The 18,015-nt window shown below is 48.2% G+C and carries 14 protein-coding genes; 6 read left to right on the forward strand and 8 right to left on the reverse strand.

The window, feature by feature from the left end; genetic code table 11:
* The first annotated feature begins 40 nt into the window (after positions 1–40).
* From metH to ACKFKH_RS02210, 3 genes are all read left to right on the forward strand, one after another.
* Entirely contained in the window at positions 41–3,598 is a 3,558-nt protein-coding gene (metH, locus tag ACKFKH_RS02200) for a methionine synthase (RefSeq protein WP_446856593.1), read from the forward strand.
* A 273-nt stretch (positions 3,599–3,871) separates the two neighbouring features.
* Positions 3,872–4,459, forward strand: coding sequence for a Uma2 family endonuclease (locus ACKFKH_RS02205; protein ID WP_446856594.1), 588 nt, complete (start codon positions 3,872–3,874; stop codon positions 4,457–4,459).
* A gap of 155 nt (positions 4,460–4,614) precedes the next feature.
* Positions 4,615–5,571 carry a fasciclin domain-containing protein gene (locus tag ACKFKH_RS02210; protein ID WP_446856595.1) on the forward strand — a complete coding sequence of 319 codons (957 nt, stop codon included), beginning with the start codon at positions 4,615–4,617 and terminating at the stop codon, positions 5,569–5,571.
* A gap of 101 nt (positions 5,572–5,672) precedes the next feature.
* On the opposite strand, the gene ACKFKH_RS02215 is transcribed toward ACKFKH_RS02210, so the two are convergent.
* From ACKFKH_RS02215 to ACKFKH_RS02225, 3 genes are all read right to left on the reverse strand, one after another.
* Positions 5,673–6,956 (reverse strand): dihydrolipoamide acetyltransferase family protein, encoded by a 1,284-nt coding sequence (locus tag ACKFKH_RS02215; protein ID WP_446856596.1) that lies wholly within the window; start codon positions 6,954–6,956, stop codon positions 5,673–5,675.
* Positions 6,957–7,392: 436 nt separating this feature from the next.
* Entirely contained in the window at positions 7,393–7,842 is a 450-nt protein-coding gene (locus tag ACKFKH_RS02220) for a YlqD family protein (RefSeq protein ID WP_446856597.1), read from the reverse strand.
* Positions 7,843–7,901: 59 nt separating this feature from the next.
* Positions 7,902–9,818 carry a long-chain fatty acid--CoA ligase gene (locus ACKFKH_RS02225; protein WP_446856598.1) on the reverse strand — a complete coding sequence of 639 codons (1,917 nt, stop codon included), beginning with the start codon at positions 9,816–9,818 and terminating at the stop codon, positions 7,902–7,904.
* Between the two features lie 338 nt (positions 9,819–10,156).
* On the opposite strand from ACKFKH_RS02225, the gene ACKFKH_RS02230 reads away from it, so the two are divergent.
* A complete protein-coding gene (locus ACKFKH_RS02230; RefSeq protein ID WP_446856599.1) occupies positions 10,157–10,441 on the forward strand; it encodes a DUF427 domain-containing protein in 285 nt (94 codons plus the stop codon).
* 296 nt (positions 10,442–10,737) lie between these two features.
* On the forward strand, positions 10,738–10,998 hold the full coding sequence (locus ACKFKH_RS02235) for a hypothetical protein (RefSeq protein ID WP_446856600.1): 261 nt from the start codon (positions 10,738–10,740) through the stop codon (positions 10,996–10,998).
* On the opposite strand, the gene ACKFKH_RS02240 is transcribed toward ACKFKH_RS02235, so the two are convergent.
* The 5 genes from ACKFKH_RS02240 to ACKFKH_RS02260 all read right to left on the reverse strand — a co-directional run bounded on the left by ACKFKH_RS02240 (position 10,995) and on the right by ACKFKH_RS02260 (position 16,119).
* Positions 10,995–11,351: a hypothetical protein gene (locus tag ACKFKH_RS02240; protein WP_446856601.1), complete on the reverse strand. Its 357-nt coding sequence runs from the start codon at positions 11,349–11,351 to the stop codon at positions 10,995–10,997. The genes ACKFKH_RS02235 and ACKFKH_RS02240 overlap by 4 nt on opposite strands.
* 489 nt (positions 11,352–11,840) lie before the next feature.
* Positions 11,841–12,908, reverse strand: a complete 1,068-nt coding sequence (locus ACKFKH_RS02245) for a glycosyltransferase family 4 protein (RefSeq protein ID WP_446856602.1) — start codon at positions 12,906–12,908, stop codon at positions 11,841–11,843.
* Positions 12,909–12,923: 15 nt separating this feature from the next.
* Entirely contained in the window at positions 12,924–14,069 is a 1,146-nt protein-coding gene (locus tag ACKFKH_RS02250; RefSeq protein WP_446856603.1) for a glycosyltransferase family 4 protein, read from the reverse strand.
* Positions 14,070–14,083: 14 nt separating this feature from the next.
* On the reverse strand, positions 14,084–15,055 hold the full coding sequence (locus ACKFKH_RS02255; RefSeq protein WP_446856604.1) for a GDP-mannose 4,6-dehydratase: 972 nt from the start codon (positions 15,053–15,055) through the stop codon (positions 14,084–14,086).
* A 149-nt stretch (positions 15,056–15,204) separates the two neighbouring features.
* Positions 15,205–16,119: a DUF4214 domain-containing protein gene (locus ACKFKH_RS02260; protein WP_446856605.1), complete on the reverse strand. Its 915-nt coding sequence runs from the start codon at positions 16,117–16,119 to the stop codon at positions 15,205–15,207.
* 308 nt (positions 16,120–16,427) lie between these two features.
* On the opposite strand from ACKFKH_RS02260, the gene ACKFKH_RS02265 reads away from it, so the two are divergent.
* Positions 16,428–17,729, forward strand: a complete 1,302-nt coding sequence (locus tag ACKFKH_RS02265) for a class I SAM-dependent methyltransferase (protein WP_446856606.1) — start codon at positions 16,428–16,430, stop codon at positions 17,727–17,729.
* Positions 17,730–18,015: the final 286 nt, after the last annotated feature.

An 18,015-nucleotide genomic window follows, 5' to 3' on the forward strand; every position in this document is an offset into this window, starting at 1 on the left:
GTGGCACATTTCTCAATCGTCCTTTCTATATGGCTGCCCTATGAACAGTGCTTTTCTAGCTCGTCTTCACAGCCCCGATCGACCCGTCATCGTTTTTGATGGTGCAATGGGGACGAACTTACAAGTTCAAAACCTCACCGCAGAAGACTTTGGCGGAGCCGAATATGAAGGCTGTAATGAATATCTCGTTTACACTAAACCCGAAGCCGTTGCCAAAGTTCATCGAGACTTTTTGGCGGCTGGAGCGGATGTAATCGAGACGGATACGTTTGGGAGTAGTTCGTTTGTCTTGGCTGAGTACGATTTGGCGGACAAGGCCTACGATTTGAGTAAAGCCGCCGCAGAACTTGCGAGACGAGTGGCGGATGAGTTTTCGACTCCTGAAAAACCGCGATTTGTTGCAGGCTCGATCGGCCCTGGCACCAAACTTCCCACGTTGGGAAACATCACTTACGACACGCTCAAGGCGGCTTTCTCCGAACAGGCTGAGGGCCTGTATGACGGAGGAGTTGATCTGTTTTTGGTCGAGACTTGTCAAGACGTGCTGCAAATCAAAGCAGCATTAAATGGCATCGAAGAAGTGTTTAAAAAGAAGGGCGATCGCCGTCCTCTGATGGTTTCCGTGACGATGGAAATTCAGGGTACGATGCTGGTCGGCTCTGACATTAGTGCCGTGTTGGCGATTTTGGAGCCGTTTCCGATCAACATTCTCGGCTTGAATTGTGCAACGGGGCCCGATCGCATGGCAGAACACATCAAGTATCTATCAGCGCAATCGCCCTTTGTCGTGTCTTGCATTCCAAACGCAGGCTTGCCCGAAAATGTCGGAGGACACGCGCACTACAAGCTGACACCGATGGAACTGCGGATGTCATTAATGCACTTTGTTGAAGATCTGGGTGTGCAAGTGATTGGGGGTTGCTGTGGCACTCGTCCAGATCATATTCAACAACTCGCAGAATTCTCGACTACGCTAAAGCCGAAAGAACGTCCGATTCGTACTGATGGACAAATTATTAGCCGTCCGCTTTACAACTACGTGCCGTCGGCCGCATCAATTTACAGCGCCCAACCGTATGAACAAGACAATTCATTCTTGATTATCGGCGAGCGATTGAATGCCAGCGGCTCTAAAAAGTGTCGCGATTTATTGAATGCGGAAGACTGGGATGGATTGGTAGCACTGGCGCGATCGCAGGTCAAAGAAGGCGCACATATTCTCGACGTGAACGTGGATTATGTCGGCCGCGATGGGGTCAAAGACATGCACGAACTGGTGTCTCGTCTCGTCACAAACGTCACGCTGCCCTTGATGCTCGACTCCACCGAATGGGAAAAAATGGAGGCCGGGCTAAAAGTTGCGGGCGGTAAGTGCCTGTTGAATTCCACCAACTACGAAGACGGCGAAGACCGTTTTCTGAAAGTGTTGGAACTTGCAAGAGAATATGGCGCAGGCGTTGTCGTGGGAACGATCGACGAAGACGGTATGGCCCGAACTGCCGAAAAGAAATTCGCGATCGCCCAACGTGCTTATCGTCAGGCTGTTGAATTTGGCATTCCCGCTCATGAGATCTTTTTTGATCCGTTAGCGTTGCCGATTTCAACTGGGATTGAAGAAGATCGCGAGAATGGAAAGGCGACGATCGACTCCATTCGCATGATCCGCGAACATCTTCCGGGCTGTCACATTACATTAGGCGTTTCCAACATTTCATTTGGTCTAAATGCCGCCGCCCGTCAAGTGTTGAATTCGATGTTCTTACACGAAGCGATGCAGGTGGGAATGGATAGCGCCATCATCAGTGCGGCCAAAATTTTGCCCCTGGCCAAGATCGATCCCAAACATCAAGAAATTTGTCGTCAACTGATTTTTGATCAGCGTCAATTCGACGGCGATATCTGCGTGTTTGATCCCTTATCCGAGCTGACAACTCTATTTGAAGGCGCAACCACCAAACGCGATCGCAGCGAAGATGCCAAACTGCCGATCGAAGAACGGCTCAAGCGTCACATCATCGACGGCGAACGCATCGGACTCGAAGACGCGCTCAAAGTTGCTCTAGAAAAGTATCCGCCGCTAGAAATCATCAACGTCTACCTACTGGACGGCATGAAGATCGTTGGTGAACTGTTTGGCTCTGGTCAAATGCAACTGCCCTTTGTGCTGCAATCTGCCGAGACGATGAAGTCTGCCGTCGCTTTCTTAGAGCCATTGATGGAGAAGAAGGAAGCGGGGCGATCGAAGGGTGTTTTCCTAATCGCAACGGTGAAGGGAGACGTTCACGACATTGGTAAGAATCTCGTCGATATCATTCTGACGAACAACGGCTACAAAGTGATTAACCTGGGAATTAAACAGCCCGTGGATAACATCATTGATGCCTATTTAGAACACAAAGTGGATTGCATCGCGATGAGCGGCTTACTCGTCAAATCAACCGCCTTCATGAAAGAAAATCTCGCCGTCTTCAACGAAAAAGGAATCACTGTTCCCGTCATTCTAGGAGGCGCAGCGCTCACACCCAAGTTTGTCCACGACGATTGCCAAAAAACATACAAAGGCAAAGTGGTCTATGGGAAGGATGCCTTCTCAGATCTACACTTCATGGATAAGCTAATGCCCGCCAAAGAGAACGCCGAATGGGACGATCTCAAAGGCTTCTTAAACGGCGACGCTTCCCTCTTCTCAGTCGTCGAACCCGAACCCGAAGAACCCACTCCTCACCCCTCACCCCTCACGCCTCACTCCGAAGAAGACACCACTCGATCGCAGTCGATCGATCCCCACATCCCCCGCCCCACGCCTCCCTTTTGGGGCACCCAAATTTTGCAACCGTCTGACATTCCCTGGCAAGATTTGTTCTGGCACTTGGATTTGCAAGCCCTGATTGCAGGACAGTGGCAATTTCGCAAACCGCGTGAACAAACTCGTGAGGAATACGACCAGTTTTTAGCCGACAAAGTGTATCCCATTCTAGAAACCTGGAAGCGGCGCATTGTCGAAGAAAACTTACTGCATCCTCAAGCCGTTTACGGCTACTTCCCGTGTCAATCTGAGGGCAATTCGCTTTATCTATATGATTCGGAGACAGCCAAGACTGTTGTAGCGGAGTTTAAGTTTCCGAGGCAACGATCGCTGCGTCGTTTCTGCATTGCCGACTTCTTTGCGTCTAAAGAATCAGGTCAAATCGATGTCTTTCCGATGCAGGCGGTAACAATGGGCGAGGTCGCGACCGAATTTGCCAAAACCCTGTTTGAAGCCAACAACTACACCGACTATCTCTACTTCCACGGGATGGCCGTCTCACTGGCAGAAGCTTTAGCCGAATGGCTCCATGCCCGAATTCGTCGAGAGTTAGGCTTTGCATCAGAAGACCCCGACAACATTCGCGACATGCTGGCCCAACGCTATCAAGGCTCTCGCTATAGTTTTGGCTATCCTGCCTGTCCCAACATTCAGGATCAGTACAAGTTATTAGATCTGCTGGGAGCCGATCGCCTCCATCTACACATGGATGAAAGCGAACAACTCTACCCCGAACAATCCACAACGGCAATCATTGCCTATCACCCTGCAGCAAAGTACTTTAGCGCGTAGGCTTCAATTCAATAGACCTCCGGTATGAATAGAATTTTCGATGTCACCTGCCGCTTAGGTCTTGCTCCGTTTGGGTCGGCTTGTGCCCCCTAAATCCCCCATTCTGGGGGACTTTGAAACCGCAAGTCTTGGCTCAAAGTCCCTCACTTGTGGGGGATTTAGGGGGCGTTTCCAGATTCGCGCAGGAGGTCTAACTAACCCATTACCAATTCAGCGAGGTGTGAGCAATCGCATCTCGCTTATCATTTAGGAAATCGATCGTTGGTAGATCTTATGCAAGCCACAGAAGTCAAAAAACACTACAGCCCAGAAGAGTATCTCTCTCGTGAAGAACAGGCTGAATACAAAAGTGAGTATCAAGACGGAGAAATCATTCCCATGACAGGCGGCTCACTCAATCACAATGAGATTATCACCAATTTATGGATCTTGAAGTCTAAGCTACGGGGCAAGGGCTATCGATTCTTCTCTAGCGATGTCCGGTTGTGGATTCCCAAGCATCGCAAGTTCACGTATCCCGATGTGATGGTGATTCAAGGTGAGCCTGTCCTTTATCAAAACCGTACCGATACCGTTGAGAATCCTTGCTTAATCATCGAAGTGTTATCCAAGTCAACGGAAGATTATGATAAAGGCGATAAGTTTAGATACTCTCGATCGCTTCCCCAACTTCAGGAATATGTGTTGATCAATCAATATGCGTTAGAAGTTCAGCAATACACTAAATCAGATCACAATTCATGGATCTATCGCGTGTATGAATCACCTGAAGAAGTTGTGAAATTTGCCTCAGTTGAGATCGCGATGACCGTCGCCGAAATCTACGAAGGAATCTCTTTTCAGGAACCCAACCCAGCTTGATTGGAGGTTTGATCTAGCGAACAGTCAATTCTAGCCTTTCTCAAGTGAATCGATCGTACCGTGCCAAAGCCCTACTTTAGGACTATCTCGGCTGAGGGAGGTAGAGCGATCGTCCCTGTCATAGTCTTAGGAGTTCTGAATAATAATTAGTTGTGATGAAGAACTCATTCAAAAAGCTAGCAAGCACGATCGGGGTATTGGGATTTAGCCTTGCGGTTGCCCTACCCACGTTTGCACAATCTGCTTCTCCCTCAAGCGGCTCGACTGGAAGAGATTCTAACGTCAACTCAACACCTAACGAACCCTCCCAACTCAACCCATCCAGCGGCAGCGAAGCCCCAGCAGCGCGTCCTCAACCCAACGTTCCTAACGACCAAACCAATCCGGGTGGCATCAACACGCCTGCAAATCGTCCCCAAGCTCCCGGTGGGCTAGATGCTCCTACCAACACGACTCCCAACAACACAACGCCTGGTAGCTCCAGCGACCAAACCAATCCGGGTGGCATCAACACACCTGCAAACCGTCCCCAGGCTCCCGGCGGACTGGATGCTCCTACCAACACGACTCCAAATAACACGACTCCTGAAAGCCCTGTCCAAAGACCTGTACCTTCACCAGGCTCACCTCAAGGCATCGTAGTTCCCTCGTCGTCTTCGTCTCAGACGTTGGATGCGATCGTTCGTCAAAGCCCTTCTTTTGAGCTATTTAACGCCCTGTTGAGAGTGGCTGATCAGAATGGTGCTTTGAGTACTGTATTGAATGGCAGCAGTAGCTACACTGTCTTTGCCCCAACTGATGAAGCGTTGGCAGCCTTACCTCAAGGCACTTTTAAGGCACTCGTGCAGCCCGAAAACCGCGATCTCTTGGTGAGAATTCTCGAAAACCACATCGTGCGCGGCAAAGTGCTGTCTAATGAGGTCGGGTCACGAGAACTACGATCGCTCATCGGTGAACCGATCGCCCTCACAAGTGCTCCTGTTGTGGGTGCCGACATTCAAACCAGCAATGGTGTGATTCATGCGATCAACGGCGTGATTCTTCCCGCTGATGTGCAGTCGCGTCTGGTGGGTCTAGTTCCTCAACCCATCTCTGGCTCAACGATTCGCTAAAAGTTAGGCAAAATGGGGAATCGATTGAATCAAGCGATCGGTTCCCTGATCAAACTACATTTAGTCAAGACTACATCTAATCAAGACTACATTTAATCAAGCTACATCGTCAAAGACTGCGAATTTGATTCAATCAGCTTTGACAAATCCTGGAGAAAGGCGGCCGCATTGGCTCCATAGATAATTCGATGATCGCAGGTAATATTCACCTGCATTTGGCGCTTAACTCCTAATAGCCCATCTTCGGTAGCGACGACTTGAGGACGAGAAGCCCCGATCGCCAAAATCGACCCCTGGCCCGGTGGCAAGATTGCATCAAAAGAACTCACGCCAAACATCCCTAAATTAGACAGCGTAAAGGTTCCAGAACTGTATTCATCAGGCTGTAGCTGCTTAGAACGGGCGCGATCGACCAGATCTTTCCAAGTGCGAGACAGCGAATAAATATCCATCTGGTCGGCGTTTTGCAACACGGGCGTGATTAGTCCGCCATCATCCATCGAAACGGCAACCGCAACGTTAATTGCACCATTTTGACGAATGCCCTGATCAACGTAACTCGCATAGAGCAACGGATGCTTTTGCAACGTGACCGCGACTGCTTTCGCCAACAGGGCCGTCATCGTCACGCCCTTTGACTTAAGTTGTTTGTAGAGTTTGTCCAGTCCATCCGTCGTGATCGTGTATCCCACATGAAAAGTCGGCACCTCCAGACTGCTCAACATCGATCGCACAACCGCATTTTGCAGCGTGGTCATCGGTGTGGTTTGTCCAGGTTGGAGGGGAATTGGAGCAGGAGCAACAGGCGCTTTTTTGACCGCAGGTGCGACGGGTGCAGCAGTCGGGACAACCGTCGGAGCAGGCGCAACCTTGCCAACGGCCGCTTCGACATCTTCGGCGACGATCCGACCGTGGGGGCCGCTGCCTCTCAGCGTCGTCAAGTCTACCTTCAAATCCTTGGCTAACTTCTTGGCGCGAGGCGACGCGACGATCCGACCGTTTTCGCGAATCGGGCTGTTGCCATTTGTGGCAGTGGGGGCGGATGAGGCAGCGACGGCTTCTTGTCTCGCTTGAGTCGTGGCGGCCGCAGGGGCAGAGACAGCGGCGGGGCTTTCGGCTTGCTGTTGGGCGGTTTCGATTTCGGCTTCGGTTTCTGCAATCAGCGCGATCGCCATTCCCACCGGGGCTGATTCACCCGCAGGTGTGACGATGACAGCCAGATAGCCTTCATAAAAAGACTCCACATCCATATCTGCTTTGTCAGACTCGACCACGACGACCGTTTCGCCCTTCTCGATTTTGTCGCCGGGAGATTTGACCCAGGAAACAATTTTTCCTTCGGTCATCGTAGAACTGAGCGCAGGCATGAAGATTTCGTTAATCATTGCGGGGTGTCCGGGTCAGAGGGGTTAGCGACTCGCTGGGGGGAGTGGGGGCGTTTACACGCAAACTTGCAGATCAAATTTTATCGGATTGGGGACAACTTGGGTATTTTTGAGGCTTGTGGGTTTTGAACCGTTTTTGAGACTAGAAACCACGACCTCTTCGAGATACCTGCAAGGGGTCGCATTGACTGTCCAGGGTTGCGTGTCAGCGTAAAGCATTTTGCCCCTCAAAAACCGTGCGTTGTAACACACCTTGGCTCAACGAACTTCACGCCCTTCACAGCATTCTATTGAAACGCTAGGGGCTGTGGATTGAACAAAACCAAAGATCTGTAGGGTATGTTGGGCGATCGCGAGACGCATCAAACTCGATCGGTGGCAGTGCGTTTCAAGGCTCAACACACCCTACAGATCACGATTTATTTAATTTATGATTCTAAACGTCGCCGCGAATTTCTTCGACGATGCCATCGCGCAGCAAAATTTCAACGTTCATTTTTTCGATCAAATTGTCGCCTGCTTCGATGCGAAAAATGCTGTTGACCTGTCCCTGGCTAACTTCTTGATCTAAGTCGAGCATTTGAACTTGCTGAAGCTGCTGAAGAATCTGATTCTTTTGCTCCAAAAGCTCACTTTTTCTTTGATTAAACTGCACCTTAATATTTTCGATCTGCTGAATCGTTTCCGGGCCAGGCGGTTGAATAGTTTGCCGTTGAATCTCAGAGACAACCTGCTGCAACTGCATCTCTAACTGCTGCAACTGAGTATCAATTTGATTGAGTTGTGTCTGGAGTTGTTGTTGGGCTTCATCCTTCCAACGGGGCGTGACGATCGCCTTGACGTTGACGTTTCGCTGCAAGAGCAGATGAGACTTTGAGACATCCATAGATACTGTAAGTTAAGCGTGAGTAAAGAAATCTTGCTGTCGAAGAACGATCCCGTCTGTCAAACAAACATCTCGTCAATGATACCTTGGTAGCGATCCATCACAACATTTCGACGAATTTTCAAGGTTTGGGTGAGTAGACCATTTTCGATCGTAAACGGTTCAGCAATTAAGCGCATGGGCCCGATGCGATCGTCGGGTCGGTAGCCTGGACGCTCTTTGACCAATCGATTCACTTCTAGACGAAAGAGTTCCTGGACGGATGACTGAGCGATTAGAGAAGAAAGATGAGGGTCGGTGAGGCCTTGCTCGATCGCCCATTTTTCAAGGGCTTCTGCATTGGGAACAATCAGCGCTCCCAGAACTTTTTGGTCTTGACCGACGAGCATCACTTGGTCAATATAGGGACTTCGCAGACAAGCATTCTCGATCGGTTGCGGTTCAATGTTTTCGCCGTTGGTGAGGACGATCGTATCTTTGGCGCGTCCCGTAATGATCAGATCGTTGGCAGCGGTCACCATGCCCAAATCGCCGGAGTTGAACCAGCCTTGAGGGTCGATCGCTTTTGCCGTCGCTTCGGGATTGTTGTAATAGCCCTGCATGATTTGTGGCCCGCGCAGTAATACTAGCCCCCGTTTTCCTGTCGGCAAGGGTTTGAAGGTTTCGGGATCGACGATGCGGGTTTCTGTATCGGGAAGCGGCTCGCCATCGGCTCCTCTGACATTTCGCCACGGACGACGGGCGTGAGTAATCGGGGAAGTTTCGGTCAAGCCATAGCCGCCGATGAGAGGAATGCCCACGATTTCAAAAAAGTCTTCTAAGTGATCGGCGATCGAGCCGCCCCCACTCACCCAAAACTTGATCTGTCCGCCCGTTCCGGCTCTCACTTTTTGATAAACCAGTTTGTCTCCCAGCTTGTGAAAGACCCACAGTGATGCCGCTTTGATCCGAGCAATCAGGCGATCAAGCGCAGACGGATTCAGGTTTTTGAGCGACAGATTTTGGGCGACTCGGTTGGCTTCAACATACTGATGACTGATGTCGAGAAAGAACTTAACTAGCTTTTGTTTGCTGGCAGGCTGGTCGCGAAACTGTTTTTGAATGCCTTCGTAAATCGACTCCCACAAGCGCGGCACACCGACCATATAGTGAGGTCTACAGTCTTTGATATCTTTTTTGACGCTGCGAATGTTGGTGTAGGTTTGGGTGACTCCATAGGCGAGAACGAAATATTCAAACGATCGCTCATAAGCGTGCCAGATCGGGAGGATGCTAAGAACGCGCTCTCCGGGTTGAGGCTGGGCGACCGCATAGGCGCCTGTGATCTGATGGAGCAAATTTCCGTGACTGAGCATCACCCCTTTGGGCATTCCTGACGTGCCAGAGGTGTACATCAAGGTCGCTAAAGTTTGACGAGTTTGGTGGACAGGTTGCAGTTCAAACGTTTTGCCCAGCGCCATCACCTGAGAAAACGTGAGCATCTTGAGCGAGTCTTCGGAGGCGACGGATTCATCAGACAGCAAAATCACAAACTGAATCGGCAGATCATTTAAGCCATGTTGCAGTTTCTTGAGCAAGTCTTGATTTTCGACCACTAGCCCGATCGCGCCGCTATCTCTCAAAATAAATAGCAATTCATCGGGGTCAGCCTGAGCGCCTCGCACCACATTGGCCGCGCCCGATCGCATGATTCCCTGGTCAGCCACTAGCCAGTTAGGGCTGTTATCCGCAAACAGCGCAATGCGAGGCGGAATCGATTCTGAAGAGACGGCTGAAATGCCCAATGACTGTAACCCAGCCGCAAACTGCTGCATCCGTTGATATAGCTCGGCATAGGTGAGCGTGACGGCGGGCTTGCTGTGGGGGTTGTGGACAGCAGGAATCTGGGCAAAGTTGCGAGCGGCGATCGTCCAAACTTCTGGCAGAGATTGCACCGCATGATAATCGACGGCTGGCTGACTAGAATGAGCACTCATCGCGTTAACTCCTAAAAGAACGTTTGAAGCTGACCGTAAAATCGCGTAAACGATGCGCTTTGCTTAACAGTATCGTTGAGATTTTTTGTTGCAAGACTTCTGAGGACAGAATCCATTGTGTCTCAGTCAGGCTATTTGAGCGATCGTCTCTTAACGATTTGACGCATCGGTTGAACTTGATAGTTGAGCGGGGTTCTGTTCAAAAACGAGTTGAGGACTTGAATTGATCGCCCCTGAAAACTAAGCATGAGAACAGTCGATCCTACTCACGAACTTGCTGAGAGTCGCGATTCTTCGCTAGGCTTTGAGTGAATCACTTTAGAAAACAGCACATCAACATGCCAAAAGCTACTTGGAACGGAACCGTCATTGCTGAAAGCGATCGTTGTGAAGTCGTGGAAGGCAATCAATATTTTCCGGCTGACTCGATCAAGCGTGAATACTTCAAAGACAGCAGCACTCATACCACCTGTCCCTGGAAAGGAGTCGCCAGCTACTACACCGTAGAAGTCGATGGACAAGAAAACAAAGATGCCGCCTGGTATTACCCCACGCCCAAAGATGCTGCCAAGAACATCACCGGATACATTGCATTTTGGAAGGGGGTAAAGGTAGAGAAGTAGAGGGTGAGGAGTGAGGCGTAAAACTTGCAAAGCGAACAATTTGAATTCATCCTTTCATCCCTCCTCGCGCAGCGGATTACCCCCAAAGGGAGAACAGATCATCGAAGTTCTCCCTCATCCCCTGCTTGACTGACAAAACTCAGGAAAGCGAGAAAGGAAGCTAGGAGAGAAGTAGGGCATGATTTAAGCTGAGAAGTAGCCACACAAATCAGTCAAAACAAATCAGTCAAAACAATGTCACCGACTTTCCGCCTCTATGATGCGCTGTCGCAATTTCTGAGTCAAAGCGAGAATGAGTGGAAAGATGCGCGTCACCTGCCGACTTTGTGTTGGATGATATTGCCATCGTGCAAAGCCAGAGCGGGCATCTCAATGGGTTTGGGGTGTCTGTCAAGAGCCGAGCAAAGATTGCCCAGTCCCACCCAAGACGGTTTCGACGCTGGCTGTCCAATCGAGGCATTGATGCGGTGTCAGCTCATCAAGCGCTGATGAAACAAGCCTTGTCTGAGTGGAGCAACGACCGGATGTATTTAATCAAGCAGGCAAACGGGGTCTAGACCAGAGTCAAGTGATGTTGAATTCTCTCAGCCCAAACCTGATTATCTTGTACCGTTAAGACAATTTTTTTGTAGAATTCGTCCTCAAGTTCGAGGGTTAGAAAGTGATCGCTCTCCTGCACATACCAAAATTCTCGCCCGCGATCGTTGTAATAAGTTCCCGCTCTGATTACACCTGGCAAAAATGTGCCTGGCATCCGCAAATCGAGCCAATTGCTGTCAGGCTTTGCGATCGTCACTTGTCGAATATGATCGAGTGGAATTTCGAGCGTTTGATTGAAGAAAAAAGCCCAAATCCGCTCCCACAGACTGAGATCAATGTGTAAGCGATCGTTCTGAATGGATAATTGCATTTTAGTTTACCTCAAAGCTTTCTATATAGCAGTCCTAAATTAGTCGTGAAATGCAACGTTGATTGCGCCCTCTAGATCCCCTAAATTTGGGGGACTTTAGTTTGGGTGACTTTGAACCGTAAATCATTCTTAAAATTACGTGAATTCGATGAAATCTTTCGCTGCGGTTGTTAATCCAGGCAGCCCCCTAAATCCCCCAAAATTGGGGGACTTTGAACCCAAAATCTTGTCTTAAAGTCCCCCAATTTTGGGGGGTTGGGGGGCAGAAGCGCTGAAGAACGAAGCAAAAAAACTTCATCGAATCCACGTTAAAATTGGGGAATTTTTCCATCTTAAAGTCCTCCAGAATGGGAAATTTAGGGAGCTTTCCGAAATTTCGCAACTCAAATCGGATTGCTACATACTCTCAGGCTAACTTTTTAATGCAGATTCATGCTGTGCCAAAAGTCATATTGAAGCTAAATTTTCTGACGATTGTTACAGATGTTGTTACAGATATTGTTTCAGAACATTCGCTGTAGATTCTGCTGTTTTTGTCCAACTAAACTCACTGGCTCTGGTAAGACTCAGTTGACGCAAACAGCTTCTCAAAGAGGAGTCCGAAGCGATCGCCTCCATTGCTTCCCCAATTGCGCCCACGTCATAAGGATTAACTAGCAAAGCTGCATCCCCCGCCACTTCTGGCATCGAAGACAAATTAGACGTAATCACCGGAGTTCCGCAAGCCATCGCTTCGAGAATTGGCAAGCCAAACCCTTCACACAAACTGGGAAACACGAGCGCGATCGCTTGATTGATCACCGTCGGCAACTCAGCATAAGGAACATAACTCAAGAATTTAACGCGATCGGTCAAACCCAATGCTTCAATTTGAGCCATTAGAACAGGTGTATGGCGGCGATCGCTGGGCCCAGCAATCCACATCTGAGCGTCTGTTTGCAGCGTTGAAAAGGCTTGAATGACTCGCTGCAAATTTTTATAAGCGTCGTGACGACCGATATATAAGAAGTAATTTTGAATCGGCAAATTGAGACATTGAAAGTGACTGGAATCGTACGCTAAAGGCACGATCGTCATTTTTTGAACCGGAATTTTATAATAATGTGCAGCATCATTTGCCGTCGCTTCTGAGTCACAGATAATCTGTTTTGCCTGACCCAAAACTTGAGGAATATAGTATTTGAAATAAGGGGTTAGCGGAGAAGACCACCGGGGAAACTTTAGAGGAATTAAATCGTGAAGCGTAACAATTGATCGACAGTTTGAAAACAAAGGCGCTTCAGGAATCGGAGAAAATAATAGATTTCCCTGAAGTTTTTGATAAAGTTTGGGGAGTTGAAATTGAGTCCAAACCAATCGAGAAAAGTGACCTTTGCTGCCTTGATCAGGAGTCATATTCCCCGGAATTGAGTAATGCTTAAATCCAGAAAACTGCTGCGAACTTAACAACGTCGGCTCTAAAGATTGAAGCTGAGAAACCAAATTTTTTGCATAGATTGTGTGACCTGTGGGCTTGGTCGCCAAAAAAGATAAGTTGATGAGTAACTGACTAGACAAAATTCTTGTAAACCATCACGACATTAGAAGTTTATAAGCATTCAGAGTCGCTTTTGCAGTATTTTCCCAGGAGTATTGCTGCGATCGCGCCTTACCTTTTTGAATCAAGCGATCGCGCAGTTGAGGATTACTAACGACTTGCAAAATCGCTTCGGCAAGCTCACTTACATCTTCAGGATTGATCAAAATCGCCGCATCCCCCGCAACTTCTGGCAACGAGGACGCATTCGCCGCAACCACAGGCGCACCCAACGTCATCGCTTCTAACACAGGTAACCCAAACCCTTCATAGTGAGACGGATACACAAAAACATCTGCCCTGGAATAAAACAAAGCCACTGAGCGATCGGACAAATAGCTGAGATGATGAATCGAGTTTTGGTAGGACGATCGAGCAATTCGCTCAAAGATTTCTTCATATAGCCAGCCTTTTTGGCCAATCAAGACAAGCTGATGATCAAGTCGATGTTTTTGTTTTAACTGATCAAACGCTGCAATCAGATTAATAATATTTTTGCGCGGCTCGATCGTACTGACGAACAAAATATAGGGTTTTGAAAAGTCGTATTCAACAAACTTCTCAGATTCAACAACTGTGTCTGAACGGTATCGACTGGCTAAAGGAGTCACGACAACTTTCTCAGGCTTGACACCCAAAAATCGAACAATATCTTGTTTAGAACTTTCAGAAATCGTTAAAACTAAATCAGTCCACTGTAGACAGCGCTGCACCCGATTTGCATACGCTTTAACGGTTGAATTCGCATACTCCGGATACCGGACAAACGTCAGATCATAGATCGTCATTACTTTTCGAGAATACCGAAATGGAAACACTGTATAGTTCGTACCGTGCACAATATCTAAAGCGCCAAAAGATCGTTCAACTTGAGGCAAAAACAACCCAGGAAACTGAATCAATAGATTAGATAACCGAACCGGAATTGGAAACGATCGCAGATTTGAATACTCCTGCAAATACTCCGGGAACGACAAATTTCCTCGTAGCCAATTCTTTAACCCTGGTTGATAGATAAGCGTTAATTCAAAAGAGTCTTGCGATCGTAGCTCACCCAATGCCTCAACCAAATTAGCCACATACAAGCCAATGCCGCTGGGTTTGGGCAAAATGGGAGTCGCATCGATCGCAATTTTCAACATTCCAACGTCCCAATTTAGGATTTGCGATCGCTCAGTTCTTTCAGATCGTGGTCAACCAACAGTTCGACTAATTGTTCAAACGAATATTCAGGTTGCCAGTCTAGCTGCTTGCGAATCTTGTCGATCGAGCCAACAAGCTGCACCGATTCATCCGGGCGATAAAACGACGGGTCAACCGACACATAATCTTGCCACGTCAGCCCCACCGATTTGAACGCACACTCGACCAACTCGCGCACCGAATGCGTTTCCCCGCTGGCGATGATGTAGTCGTCCGGTTGGTCTTGTTGCAGCATCAACCACATGGCGCTGACGGCATCTTTGGCATAACACCAATCGCGCTGGGCATCGAGATTGCCCAACTTTAACTCATTGGCCAACCCCAACTTGATCAGAGCAGCTCCACGGGTGATCTTGCGAAACACAAACTCCGTGCCGCGTCGAGGCGATTCATGGGTGTACGTAATACCGCAGCAGGTATACAGCCCGTATTGTTGGCGATAGTTGATCGTCATCCAGTGCGCGTAAGCTTTAGCAACCCCATAGGGATTTCGTGGTCGAAAGGCCGTGCGCTCGGTCTGAGGCGACTCGTCGGGTTGCCCAAACACCTCACTGCTCGACGCTTGATAAAACCGAGCGTTTGGATAACAGCGGCGAATCGATTCTAAGAGTCGAGACACGCCCAAAGCAGTGTATTCAGCCGTGAGCGCAGGTTGAGTCCAAGATAGAGGTACGTAGCTTTGAGAGGCTAAGTTATAGATTTCGTTTGGTTGGGCCTGCATGATCGCGTCCATGAGTGAACACTGATCGAGCAGATCGCCAGAGAGAATCTTCACCTCACCCGAAAGATGACTGATGCGATCGACATTGCCAGAACTCGATCGGCGCACCAGACCAAAAACTTCGTAACCCTTGGAAAGCAGAAGTTCGGCAAGATAAGAACCGTCCTGCCCTGTCAATCCTGTAACGAGTGCTCTTTTATGCATGTATCAAGACTGCCATTCTTACAGTAGAGTGAATTTGTTCAATCTTAGATTCAGATGCAGCCATGAGTCGCCAAATTGACACTTGAGAAAGAAGGTTTCGCCAACTCTGGTTGTTTTTGAAGATCGTGTAATCAAAATCCAAACGTTCCTTAGTCCTCAATTCGCTCATTTTCTTGGCGCGTACAGGCGACGTAGTACAGATAAGAATTGCGTGGATTATCGTTAAGACCCGATTCGGCAAAGATTTCTTCCGAAATAAACCGTTCGGCTTGAGCAGATTTAGAAAATTCAGCAATGCCTTTGGTTTGAATAATCTTGAAGTGATGCTGTTCTAGCATTTCGATCAAATCGTCATAGTAATATTCCAATTTATGCTCAGGATGAATAAATCCGTAGGGATTTTGAAGTTGAGTGATTCTGCGATTGGGGGTGTCTAGCGCAAAGACTCCATCCGGCTTTAACAGCTTGTAAACTTGCGAAAAGATCAAGTGAGCATCTTCTCGGCTGACATGCTCGATCGATTCTCCTGACCACACCAGATCAAACGAACCTTCTGCAAACGATCCTAAATCAGACATCTGCGTGTAAATATATTCAATCTCGCAGCCGTTGTGATTGAATTTAGTCTCTGTCTCCACCGAAGGGATGATGCGCTGATCGGGCGGCAAATCAATGATCGTGAGCTTTTCGGGCGAGTAGGGATACCCAAAACTGAGCAGCGCCCCGATCGGGTCACCTGGGTTTGCACCACCGAGGTCTAGAATCGTTTTAGCAGGTGGCAGCAAGGTTTGCACCATTTCACATCTCGCTTTGTGGACGGCACCCCAAAACTCTGGTGGATAGCTGGTCATCACCTTTTGAGAAAACTCATTTGACTCTAAAATAGCTCTCACCAAATTGTGCCGAGAGACCCCTTGCTCTAGCAGTTTTGACCAATTCACCAGACCCACGGGATCGATTTTTCTTTCTAAGACAATTTGATAGAGGTTTTCTAAAAAGTCTCGATTAGAGCTTTTGGGCGTGAACAGGTTAGACAGTTTGCTCAATGCTTTATTCTTGATCATTGCTTTTGCAGCCTCCTAACCTATTTTTGAGCGTTGCTGTGGGGAGATTATACTACAGTCCGATTCTGTCAAAATTAGACTTACAAAATTGAGCGATCGTGGCTGAAAGACTCTCTCAAGTCACTGTTTAGTCAAGTTGATTCTAATGAAAGCCATTTCTTTTGAAAACTCGTGGAGTAGACGCTGCTTTTAAGTCACTAACATTCATTTACAGATTATAGTGACAAACAGTTTCTGAGCCATTTGCCCAGCAAGATATTGCATAATAAGCCTTTTACGACAGTCCTCATCTAGTCATTGAGCCAGCCATGTTAAAAGTTCCTCAACATTTTAATTGTCCAACCTGTAAGTCACCGCTCAAAAAAGTTAATGCTTCAGAGACAACTCAGGGTCGGATGAAGTTTGGCGCACTGGTTTGCGAGTCCTGCGATCGACCCGTGGGTCAGGTCAGCTTTGGCAAACTAGATTTTCTGCGGGTGTCGGATGCGATCGTGTCTCAGTCAGAATCAGCGCCTCACATCTGCGAAGATTTTACTTACAAGCGGGTTCCTTGGCACGATGCAAGCATTCGATCGTCAGGCATGTCTAGATATGATTTGGGCTGGACTCCCGAAGGATTTGCAGGCGTTTTATTTGCAGATGACAAAACAGATTGGGAAATTATCATTGAAACCAATGCGACAGATTTAGGCATTCGTTGTCTGTCTCATAGCTGGAGTGGCGCGATCTATGTCACCGTTAATGGACAAGATGAAAAATACATCGATCTCTATGACGAACATAAGGGCGATATTAAACGCTACCCAATTTTTCAAGACCTGAGTGGATCTAAAACTGTAAAAATTCGCCCTGCGGATACTCACAAATCTCCCCACGGTAATCAAGTTTTCTTCTCAGGGTATGATGCCTGCTTTAACCAAAAACAAGGTGCAGATTCACTTGCTCGATCGGAGGTTAATCGAGGTAACAGCTTTCCACCCATGTATGAGTGGGTGTTGCCAAAGCTGGCAGAAGACGCATTTGTTTTAGACTGTGGATCGGGCGATCGCTGCTTTAAAGATTCGCGCTTTGTCGGGTTTGAGTATATGTCGTTTGAGCTACCGGATGCCTTTGGTGATGGTCATGCGCTACCCTTTGCCAATGACGTGTTTGATGTGGTCTTTAGTCAAGCCGTCATGGAACATATGCGAGACCCCTATCTAGCAGCCCGCGAAATTGCACGAGTGCTAAAACCTGGAGGATTGGTTTATGTCGAATCAGCGTTTATGCAGCCGCTCCATGCAGTTCCCTATCATTTCTTTAATACAACACCCTGGGGCATTGAGGAGCTATTTACCGACGCTGGATTGACGGCTGAGATGACTGAATGGTTTGGTGCATTGTCGGGCAGTGTGCAGTGGTATCTAGACTGTTGTGGCGGTGGTCAGTTGTCTAAGTTAGAGCGCAACCTTCTGATGAGAATTTTACGCAAAGTCGATCGACAAACTAACTACGAGTCTTTGAAGCCGATCGCCAGCGCTGTGGCCTTTTGGGGAATTAAGCCTGGCGAAACTCATGCAAAATGGAAGGCTGCTTTACAGGGAAGCGATCGCCCCACGTTTAAGTATTAAAAATTGGCGTAAATTTGATAATGCTAGTCGCTTCGAGTTAATTTGACGTGAATTCGATAAGAGGTTTTCCGCTTCGTTGTTCACGGCTTCTGCCCCCCAACCCCCCAATTTTGGGGGACTTTAAGAGAGGAATTCTGGTTCAAAGTCCCTCACTCGTGGGGGATTTAGGGGGCGTTCCTGGATCTAAAAGCGAAGCGTTCATCGAACTGACGTTAATTTGCAAGACGTTACCACTGCGAAATCCGCATCACTCGTGGGGGACTTTAAACTAGCGTTGTCTTAAAGT

The organism is Phormidesmis sp. 146-20 (assembly GCF_052939475.1).

Excerpts from the sequence above, each read along its gene's own strand:
- metH (WP_446856593.1), top strand. The coding sequence starts at position 41 with ATGAACAGTGCTTTTCTAGCTCGTCTTCACAGCCCCGATCGACCCGTC.
- ACKFKH_RS02225 (WP_446856598.1), bottom strand. The coding sequence starts at position 9,818 with ATGAGTGCTCATTCTAGTCAGCCAGCCGTCGATTATCATGCGGTGCAA.
- ACKFKH_RS02250 (WP_446856603.1), bottom strand. The coding sequence starts at position 14,069 with ATGTTGAAAATTGCGATCGATGCGACTCCCATTTTGCCCAAACCCAGC.
- ACKFKH_RS02215 (WP_446856596.1), bottom strand. The coding sequence starts at position 6,956 with ATGATTAACGAAATCTTCATGCCTGCGCTCAGTTCTACGATGACCGAA.
- ACKFKH_RS02255 (WP_446856604.1), bottom strand. The coding sequence starts at position 15,055 with ATGCATAAAAGAGCACTCGTTACAGGATTGACAGGGCAGGACGGTTCT.
- ACKFKH_RS02260 (WP_446856605.1), bottom strand. The coding sequence starts at position 16,119 with ATGATCAAGAATAAAGCATTGAGCAAACTGTCTAACCTGTTCACGCCC.
- ACKFKH_RS02220 (WP_446856597.1), bottom strand. The coding sequence starts at position 7,842 with ATGGATGTCTCAAAGTCTCATCTGCTCTTGCAGCGAAACGTCAACGTC.
- ACKFKH_RS02205 (WP_446856594.1), top strand. The coding sequence starts at position 3,872 with ATGCAAGCCACAGAAGTCAAAAAACACTACAGCCCAGAAGAGTATCTC.
- ACKFKH_RS02230 (WP_446856599.1), top strand. The coding sequence starts at position 10,157 with ATGCCAAAAGCTACTTGGAACGGAACCGTCATTGCTGAAAGCGATCGT.
- ACKFKH_RS02210 (WP_446856595.1), top strand. The coding sequence starts at position 4,615 with ATGAAGAACTCATTCAAAAAGCTAGCAAGCACGATCGGGGTATTGGGA.
- ACKFKH_RS02240 (WP_446856601.1), bottom strand. The coding sequence starts at position 11,351 with ATGCAATTATCCATTCAGAACGATCGCTTACACATTGATCTCAGTCTG.
- ACKFKH_RS02265 (WP_446856606.1), top strand. The coding sequence starts at position 16,428 with ATGTTAAAAGTTCCTCAACATTTTAATTGTCCAACCTGTAAGTCACCG.